At 64.9% G+C, this 1,656-nt stretch carries 2 protein-coding genes; one reads left to right on the forward strand and one right to left on the reverse strand.

Annotation, left to right across the window (positions count from 1 at the left end; all coding sequences use genetic code 11):
* A partial coding sequence (locus EN781_RS32065; RefSeq protein ID WP_127400704.1) for a hypothetical protein occupies positions 1–854 on the reverse strand: 854 nt, incomplete at its 3' end.
* 120 nt (positions 855–974) lie between these two features.
* On the opposite strand from EN781_RS32065, the gene EN781_RS32070 reads away from it, so the two are divergent.
* On the forward strand, positions 975–1,532 hold the full coding sequence (locus EN781_RS32070; protein WP_126058785.1) for a GNAT family N-acetyltransferase: 558 nt from the start codon (positions 975–977) through the stop codon (positions 1,530–1,532).
* The last annotated feature ends 124 nt before the right edge of the window (positions 1,533–1,656 follow it).

The following is a 1,656-nucleotide window of genomic DNA, read 5'->3' on the forward strand; positions in this document are numbered from 1 at the left end:
TTCCAGTAGGAGCTCGAAGCGGAATGGCCGCTCGCCGCGGCGGCGATGTCGCGCGATTCCGGATAGATGTAGAGCGTCGTCGGGTTGCCCTTGACCATCGCGATGAGCTGCGTGGCATCGGCCGCCGACCAGCTGGTGCAGCCATTGCTGCGGCCGCCGGCATAGTCCACCAGCTTGCCGAACGGCACCATGCCTTCATGGTCGGCGTAAGAACTGTTCGGGTTTTTGCGCAGGCACATGCCGCGCAGCACCTGGGCCGCGTGGCCGCCAATAACACGCTGCCTGGCATTGGCGGCTTCGCCTTCGCCATCGAACTGGATGAAGGTGCGCAGGAAAGCGGTGTCCTGTTTTGCGCCGGTGCGATAGAAGCCCTTGAATGAGGTTTTCGCCTCGCGGGTCATATAGGCGCCACCGGCGGTCAATTCCGAATCCATCGCATTGCCGAAGTTCTTGGCGCATCGCCTGCCGTTTGAGAAATTGACGTTGCCTTTCAGGTTGCGGCCGCCGCCGTGGCCCGACGAGATCGCGCGAAACGACTGGCTGGCTTCGCAGATGATGTAGTAGCGGCGCCCCAGCACGCCATTGCCGAGATCGCCGGGACGCGTCGCATCCATGGCGAAGTAGCAGGGGTTCTTGACGGCGCCGGCGGCCACTTTTTTCAGGTAAAGCGCGCGCGCCCGCTCCAGGACGACCGCTGCGATCTGACCATCGCCCTCGCCAACATGGGCGTGCAGCCAGGCCGGAATGTTGGACGGTTGCAGGGCGGCGAAGGATCGCGCCGATACCGTCACGGCGACGACAGTGGCCAGGAGGCCGAGGATAGCGACACCCAGCGGGACATATCTCAATCGCATAGTTCCCCCCATCAACGCAGTGTCTCAGCGGTGAATCACCACGAGCCAATCATAAAAGGCCTCGCGCCAATCTGCGAAACACTTCTAGTTTAGCTGCCCACCCCAAAGCCGGAATACATCATGGTTGAAATCGTCAAACCAGCGCTCGAACATCTGCCGTCCTACAAGGCGGCGCTGGAGCGCGGCTGGTCGCCGGACAATGTGCGGCTTGAGGAAGCGACCCGCGAACAGCTTGCGGCAATAGAGGAAGACCCGGCCGCCTTCCTCGCCAGCCTCGACGATCCCGAGGGCAGGGGGCCGCCGATCACCTTGCCGGACGGCACAACGGTGCCGCGACTGCCCGGCTTCCGGCGCTGGATCTGGGACGGCGAGGCCGCCGGCTCGATCGGCTTCCGCTGGCAACCCGGCACGGCGGCGCTGCCGTCTCATGTGCTTGGCCATATCGGCTATGCGGTGGTGCCGTGGAAGCGCGGGCGCGGCTATGCGACGGAGGCGCTGCGGCTGATGCTCGGCGAGGCGAGGGCGGTCGGCCTGCCCTTCGTCGAGATTACCGCCAAGCCCGGCAATCCGACCTCGCACAAGGTGATCCTGGCTAATGGCGGCAAGCTCGTCGGCCGCTTCTTCGAGGATGCCGCCTATGGCGGCGCCGAGAGCCTGCGCTTCCGCATCGACTTGTAATCCTGCCGGTCTGAAGAATTGATTCAGGGCGGTGTCGCAACGCGTTGTTTTGCCGGGCTTCCTGGCGCGCAGCGGCTCGCGACAACGGCGTCGCTACTCAGCCGCCGCCGGCAGCGGCGGCGCC

The organism is Mesorhizobium sp. M4A.F.Ca.ET.090.04.2.1 (genome assembly GCF_003999085.1).
Taxonomy (GTDB): domain Bacteria; phylum Pseudomonadota; class Alphaproteobacteria; order Rhizobiales; family Rhizobiaceae; genus Mesorhizobium.

What these genes read in the sequence shown, in the direction of transcription:
- EN781_RS32070 (WP_126058785.1), top strand. Translation starts at nt 975, where the DNA reads ATGGTTGAAATCGTCAAACCAGCGCTCGAACATCTGCCGTCCTACAAG.